The organism is Turicimonas muris, from assembly GCF_002221595.1.
GTDB classification, from domain to species: Bacteria; Pseudomonadota; Gammaproteobacteria; order Burkholderiales; family Burkholderiaceae_F; genus Turicimonas; species Turicimonas muris.
On record NZ_NHMP01000011.1, the window covers coordinates 62,337 to 68,845 of the forward strand.

The window sequence follows — 6,509 nt, forward strand, 5'->3', positions numbered from 1 at the left end:
ATGCTGACAAAGAAAAAGGAAAGGCAGGACAGCTAACGGTCCAAAGGAGAGGATGTGACGGTTATCGAGGAAAAGAAAAACTCGGTAAAGAAAATCTAGACCTTTACCGAGTTTGTAGGCTGTTGCTCATGCTTTCAAAGCATAATCTTTACGGCCTTAATAACGATGCGGACGATTGTTTCTTCTCAAAGAGTTTGCGTATCTAATCCAGGCTTGAGAGAGGGATTCGCCGTCATTCCACGTGAAAGTGCGGACACCGGCCCACAATTTAGGATTCCACATCGGTTCATCCGGAATACGAATAAAAGCATTGAGCCCCGGATATTCTTTCGGATTCAATTCCATCATGACTTTTTTGCAGTCTCTGACGAAATCACCGTAGAAGTCGTCAACAAAGCGATCAAACTTGGAGAAGTCGATAGTGATTTCTCTGGAACCGGTTGGTGTTCTTTCTACGGAGAGAATAGGGGTACCTTCACTGTTCTTGTCTAGTCTGATATCAAGACCTTCGTAAGTTTCGTATACGGCTTTAGCGTAATCCGGAGTAGTTTGGAAGAATTCTTCGGCAGCCGGATGCAGTCTCATTTTTCTCAACCAAGGTTTGTTGGGAACGTTCGGGCCTTGCATCGTGGCTACTCTTGGATTTTCAAGCACTTCGTCAGGAACATTCAAACCCTTTTGATGGACCATTTCGGCAAAGGCGCGAGTGTCGGCTTTTTCCTGCATGATGCTTAAAATCTGCCAGACTTGTTCTAAGTCTTCTGCGGGAATAGAGAACTCGTCAACGTAACCGTGTTCTTCGTTTTCTTCACGGTAGTTGGGACGTTGATCTAAAGCATGAGCAACTCTCCAAGAACGGCCTTCGGAAGCCTTGGGAACCGGTCTCTTCGGTTTTGGAGGTTCTTCAGGGACAGACGGCTCTTCAACAAACTCACTTACCGTCATTGTCGGCTGAATAAATTCCTGGTTCGATTTAGGCTGATTCTTTTCGTTGCGGTTAGGACGCTGATTTCGGAACGGCTTGCCTTGTCTGCGTAAGCCGAAACCTTTTTCATTTTGCTGAGTTCTTGGATTAACATCCTCAGCTGCCGGTGCTTCGGATACTTCCTGGTTTTCTGATATAGGTTGGACTTCTGCAGCAGCGCTCTCAACCGGAACAGTCGGGACAACCGGTTCTACGGCTGGTTCCTGAGGCTGTACAAATTCTGGGACACGGGCTTCTTGAACTTTAGTTTCAACCTGTTCGAAAACCGGAGCTGTCGGAACTGATTCTTGGGCTACGGGATTTTCGGGTTGTACTTCCAAGGATTCATTTGTGTCCGGTGCGGTTTTCTTTTTAGCTAATTTTATAACCGGGCGTTTTGGGGCGCCGGCTGCCGCATAACTTGGGTCTTCGGCAACCATTTTTTCGTAATCTTTAATCCATTTTGAAAGAGTTTCCGGCTTAATTTCAAGCTCTGCTGAAACGTTAGTTGCCGGCTCTTTTAAGAGCAAAACTCTTTGGACTGCCTGTTTTTTAAATTCTGGCGAAAATGAACGACGAGTGCGTTTTGTTTCCATATGAACATTAGGGCAGAACGCCCTGCAATTATTAAATATCACTAAAAATCAGATCTTTTGGAAGTCTGACGTCTTTTTAAAAATTTGAGAATCTAAGAGAAAGCCGCCGAGAAAGTGGGCTTTACAGATAATCATTCATATTTCTTTATTTCGATTAATTGTAATTGGAAAAAGTTTGGTTGTGGAGGGCTATTTTTATTAATTTCTCGCTTTGCGCCGGATGTTGTATCAATTTGGAAATGGTACTTCCTGCAGTTCTTAGCTCATTCGCCGGGAAACCTCCGTCCGAAAGGGCGGAGATGAGAGACGTTTCGTTTTACCTTGATCTTGTACATATTTTTCTAAAGTCTCTATCGTGACTCCTCCTGCAGATGCTACGAAGTATGACGTTGACCAAAAAGCGACCCGGTTACTGAAAGTTCTGAACTCCGGGAATTCCTCAAGAATCATCTTCGAAGAGTAGGTTTTCAAAAATCCTACGAGATTTGAAACTGAAATTTGCGGAGGCGTTTGCACCAACAAGTGAATATGGTCTGCCTCTCCGTTAATTTCAATTACGAAGCAGCCTTTGGATTCTGCCAATGAAGCCAAAATTCCTCTAAGGTAGGCCAATACCGGCTCAGACATTTTCTTTCTTCGATATTTTGTCGTGAATATCAAATGCACCACAATATTTGTGACTGAGTGTCTTTTTTGCAGAAGGGGTAACTCATTTATCATACAATTAAAGTAGATAAGGAAATGAGATGTTGCAGGCTACAAAAGTTCGGCTGTATCCGACTAATGAACAAAAGGAATTTTTATCCGGTCAATTCGGAGCTGTGCGCTTTTGTTTCAATCGCTCTGTAGCACTTAAAAAAAGATTCTATGAAAAGAAAGGTATATCTCTTTCCATTATCAAAGAATTGAAGCCGTTGCTCTCAATAGCAAAGAAGTCCCGCAAATACGCTTGGCTTGCCCAATATGATTCGATCAGCTTGCAGGAAGCCGTTCGTCATGCGGATAAGGCATTTAAAAACTTCTTTGCCAAAAGAGCTAAATATCCTAAGTTCAAAAGCAAAAACGGAAAACAATCCAGTTATCACTGTACAAGCGTCTCTGTTGGAGGAAATTGGATCAAGGTTCCGAAGTGCAATCCGATTAAAGCCGTCATTCACCGTCTGATTCTTGGCGTCGTTAGAAGCATCACGGTGACAAAAGATCGTGTAGGAGACTATTACGCCTCTGTTCTATGCGAAACAGGAGAAAAAGAACCTGAACCTATCAAGGTGCTTAAAGAATCAGCAATTAAAGGAATTGATGCAGGGATTAAAGTATTTCTTACAGATTCGGACAATCAGGAGATTGAGAATCCGAAGGGTCTAACCCGTCACCTGAAAGCACTTCGTAAGCTGAGCAAAGCCGTCTCCAGAAAACAGAAAGGAAGTCATCGAAGAAAGAAAGCAGTAGCGAAACTGAGCAAATTCCATCGAAAAGTTTCTCGGAAAAGAGAGGACTTTCAACATAAGGTCTCAAAGCGAATGGTTGACGAAAGCCAAGCAGTCATACCGGAGAGTTTAAGAATCAAGAATATGCTGCGCAATAAAAGGATATCTCGTTTAATAGCAGATGCAGCGTGGGGCAATTTTTACATCAAACTTGCCTACAAATGCAGGAAAGCAGGGAAGCTGTTTGTACCAATAGACACTTTCTATCCTTCTTCCAAGACATGCCCCCGTTGTCTGCATAAATTTGAAGGACTGACCCTTGCAAGGAGGCGATGGATCTGTCCTCATTGCGGACAGCTTAACCAACGAGACTATGCCGCTGCATTAAATATTAAGAGGCAGGGCATAGTGCAGTTAAAGGCGGCTGGACACACCGTCTTGCGGCAATAGCCGCAACTCATGGAGACACTGTAATTCCTTGCGAATGTAGGGTTGGAGGCAATGAAGCGAGAAGCCTCGTCCGAAAGGACGGGGAGATGTCACCAGACCGACCCGTAAAAGGGGATGTTGCAAAATTCGATGTTTTTCGAGTTAGTACTTCCCCTTTCTCCTATACCCCTTTTTAGCTATCTCGTTAGGTTGTAGTTTTCGCTTCTTTTCCATTCGGTTTTTTATTCTTTTTGCTGATGGAGTTTTGAAAGTTTCTGCCTTTAAACTTTCAGGAGCAACCCAATAAAACGGGAGCACGCCGGACATTGCAAACCTAAGATATTTTCTTATATTCATCCCTAGGCAAGTCAAGGCGAACTCGACTGTTACCCTTCCCATCGAGCGTCGTCTGAACCTTTTGTAGTCCATATTCTGCTTAATTACTCCGAAGGCACCTTCAACCTGACAACTCCTATTAACTCTGATTTCTATGCCTTCGGGAGACAGAAGTCTGTCTCTAGCTTGTTGCTTCAACTGGACCCAACGTGGTTGAATTTCAAAAATCCGGCTTCTTTTCGATTTGCTTTTTAAGAAGCGTTTGCAATAGCCCTCAAAGTCACATTTAGCGCAGCTTTTGACCAGGAAGAAAGCATAGTCCGCCTTGGAATAATAGCCCTCGGGACACTGTATTCTTTCTCCCACGCGCCCTCCCAAACACCGGATAGTTTGCGTATCGATGTACTCATAAGTGGCAGGATTTCTTCCAGTCTTTTCACCGTTCCAGGCTGTGTATTTGATGAAGGCTTGGATTCCTTTCTGTTCACAATATTCATAATTGTTAACACTTCCATAGCCTGCGTCTGCGCAAACTCTTTTGGGATAAATTCCGTACCATTGGAAGAATTGGTCTAATGTCGGCGCAAGAGTACGCGCATCGGTTCTGTCTTGTGACACGTAGTACGTAACGATAAAACCGTTACTCACTAAGATTTGGGTGTTATACGCAGCATGCATTTGGCTACCTAACCCACTGTAGTAATCTTCCTTCAGGCACATGGCAGTAGCATCGTGGTCGGTTTTGTAGTAAGAATTCCTAGATTCTCCGCAGATAGCTTTTTTCTCTTCGTACTCAATTGATTTTATTAGGTACTGAGAAAGCTGAGATTTCATTTTTAAAAGAGCCTTTTCACCACCACCTATGAGGGTTGAAGATATTTTTTCTGCATCTTCTATTTTTTTCATAATAGTTTTTGCCGGAATAACTCCTTCGTTGGGCAGACCTTCCTCTAGATGCATTAATTTCAATAGGTTAGCCACTTTCTCACTTAGTCGAAGATGAAGAGTCGTGGGTTTCCAAACAAATTTGTACTTGTTAGCGTTGGCTTCAAATTTGCTTCCGTCCAAATAGAGCGTGTCCATATCTTTCCCGCATTCGGAAAAGATGCGCTTCATTATTGTCGCAAAAATAGCAGGCATATTTGGAATTAAACTTGTGACGAACCGAGAGAAACTCGCTGCACTTGGCTGGACGTCCCCGATTAAGTAAATGATTCTTAGATCCGTGAAGCAGGCCGTCTCCATTTCTCGGAGAGAGGCTTTACCAAGGGCAAAGCAATATAGAACCGCAGCAAAGAGTCGGCACTGGTCGATTTTTGGTCTGCCAGGCTCAGAATCGAAGTTTATCTGCTTTAAGTATTTTCCAGCAGATGATTTCTCTAAAAGTAACAAATATGCGTCAAGTTTTTTACGCTCAGATAGCGGAAGGGGACAGGCATAAAAAAGCAAGTCCTCAGAAACGGTAAAATAGGCCATGGTAAGTGTCTTTGGTATAGAACACTTCACCATAGCATGCAGGGGGTTCGATTCCCTCTGTTTGCTTTTAAATCAACGGGATAATTCTTATATAGAATACTTTTTGTCAATAGAAGAAGGGCTGTGAAAATCCCTCTTAGGAAGAGGGAATTTTGCAACAGCCCCATATAAGGGTCGAATATAATAATTTTTTCAGTCAGGCGTATTCTGTTGTTCAATGTACTGTTTGATAATAGAAATAGGTGCACCCCCACAACTTGTAGCAAAATAAGAAGGAGCCCAGAGAGCAGCTGCCCATAATTGACTACGAATGGAGCGATATTTCTTTTTTCTAATAAGACGGCTCAATACTCCTTTCAAAGAATTGACTAAACGAGATATAGAGATTTTAGGTGGGTAAGTAATTAACAAATGAACGTGATATTTTTCGCCATCAAACTCTACTAAGTCAGCTTCAAAATCATTACAAACTGAGGGAAAAATTATTTTCAGTGCGTCCAATATCTGTTTGGTAAATACATATCGTCTGTACTTAGTGGCAAAGACTAAATGAATATGCAAATTCAAAAGACATTATCTGTCGTATCTGATATTAGTATCTAAGCCCATGACAAAATTTTAATTTGCCAAGGAAGTCAGGAAACAAAGATGCAGATAAGACGAGCTTTTAGATTTGAATTGTGCCCTAGTGGTGCTCAAGCTCGTTTGATGAGCCAATTTGCGGGTTCCTGTCGCTATGTCTATAACAGAACTTTAGCCACAGAAAAGTCACTTTACGGCAAAGATAAAGCACATCGGTTCAACTATGTAGAGTGTGCCAACCGTCTTGTTCTGTGGAAGAAAAAGCACTCTTTTCTGAAAGACTGTCATTCTCAAGTCCTCCAACAAGCATTGAAAGATTTAGAGAAGGGATACAAGAATTTTTTTGCCAAGAGATCGAATTTTCCAAGGTTCAAAAAGAAATTTCAGCACGATTCATTCCGATTCCCGCAGGGGTTCAAAATAGATGAGGATAAACAGAGGATCTATTTGCCGAAAATAGGGACAGTCGGCTACAGAAAGAGCAGAAGCATCATTGGCAAACCAAAGAACATTACGGTATCTCGAGAAGGTCTAAAGTGGTTCGTTTCCATTCAGACTGAATTTGAAATAGAGCCTAAGCGGATGATTAATTCCGAAATCGGAATTGACATGGGCGTTAAGAAGTTTGTTACTTTTTCGAACGGGACTTTCGTAGAGCCGGTCAATAGCTTGAAAAATAATCTAAAGCAGTTAGCTAAA

At 42.4% G+C, this 6,509-nt stretch carries 6 protein-coding genes; 2 read left to right on the top strand and 4 right to left on the bottom strand.

Features of this window, described 5'->3' with window-relative positions; all coding sequences use genetic code 11:
* Window positions 1–156: 156 nt before the first annotated feature.
* The gene (locus tag ADH67_RS12150) at window positions 157–1,560 is read right to left on the bottom strand and encodes a transposase (RefSeq protein WP_066593581.1); all 1,404 of its coding nucleotides are present in this window, start codon (window positions 1,558–1,560) and stop codon (window positions 157–159) included.
* Window positions 1,561–1,818: 258 nt separating this feature from the next.
* Window positions 1,819–2,280: an IS200/IS605 family transposase gene (tnpA, locus tag ADH67_RS12155; RefSeq protein WP_066593578.1), complete on the bottom strand. Its 462-nt coding sequence runs from the start codon at window positions 2,278–2,280 to the stop codon at window positions 1,819–1,821.
* A gap of 26 nt (window positions 2,281–2,306) precedes the next feature.
* On the opposite strand from tnpA (ADH67_RS12155), the gene ADH67_RS12160 reads away from it, so the two are divergent.
* Window positions 2,307–3,437 carry an RNA-guided endonuclease InsQ/TnpB family protein gene (locus ADH67_RS12160; protein ID WP_066593575.1) on the top strand — a complete coding sequence of 377 codons (1,131 nt, stop codon included), beginning with the start codon at window positions 2,307–2,309 and terminating at the stop codon, window positions 3,435–3,437.
* A gap of 141 nt (window positions 3,438–3,578) precedes the next feature.
* Here ADH67_RS12160 and ADH67_RS12165 read toward each other — a convergent pair whose 3' ends face one another.
* Window positions 3,579–5,228: a transposase gene (locus tag ADH67_RS12165; RefSeq protein ID WP_089275682.1), complete on the bottom strand. Its 1,650-nt coding sequence runs from the start codon at window positions 5,226–5,228 to the stop codon at window positions 3,579–3,581.
* A gap of 192 nt (window positions 5,229–5,420) precedes the next feature.
* Window positions 5,421–5,795, bottom strand: coding sequence for an IS200/IS605 family transposase (gene tnpA, locus ADH67_RS12170; protein ID WP_236578531.1), 375 nt, complete (start codon window positions 5,793–5,795; stop codon window positions 5,421–5,423).
* An 81-nt stretch (window positions 5,796–5,876) separates the two neighbouring features.
* Here tnpA (ADH67_RS12170) and ADH67_RS12175 point away from each other — a divergent pair.
* Window positions 5,877–6,509, top strand: a 633-nt coding sequence (locus ADH67_RS12175; protein ID WP_089275763.1) for an RNA-guided endonuclease InsQ/TnpB family protein, incomplete at its 3' end; no start/stop codon positions are given.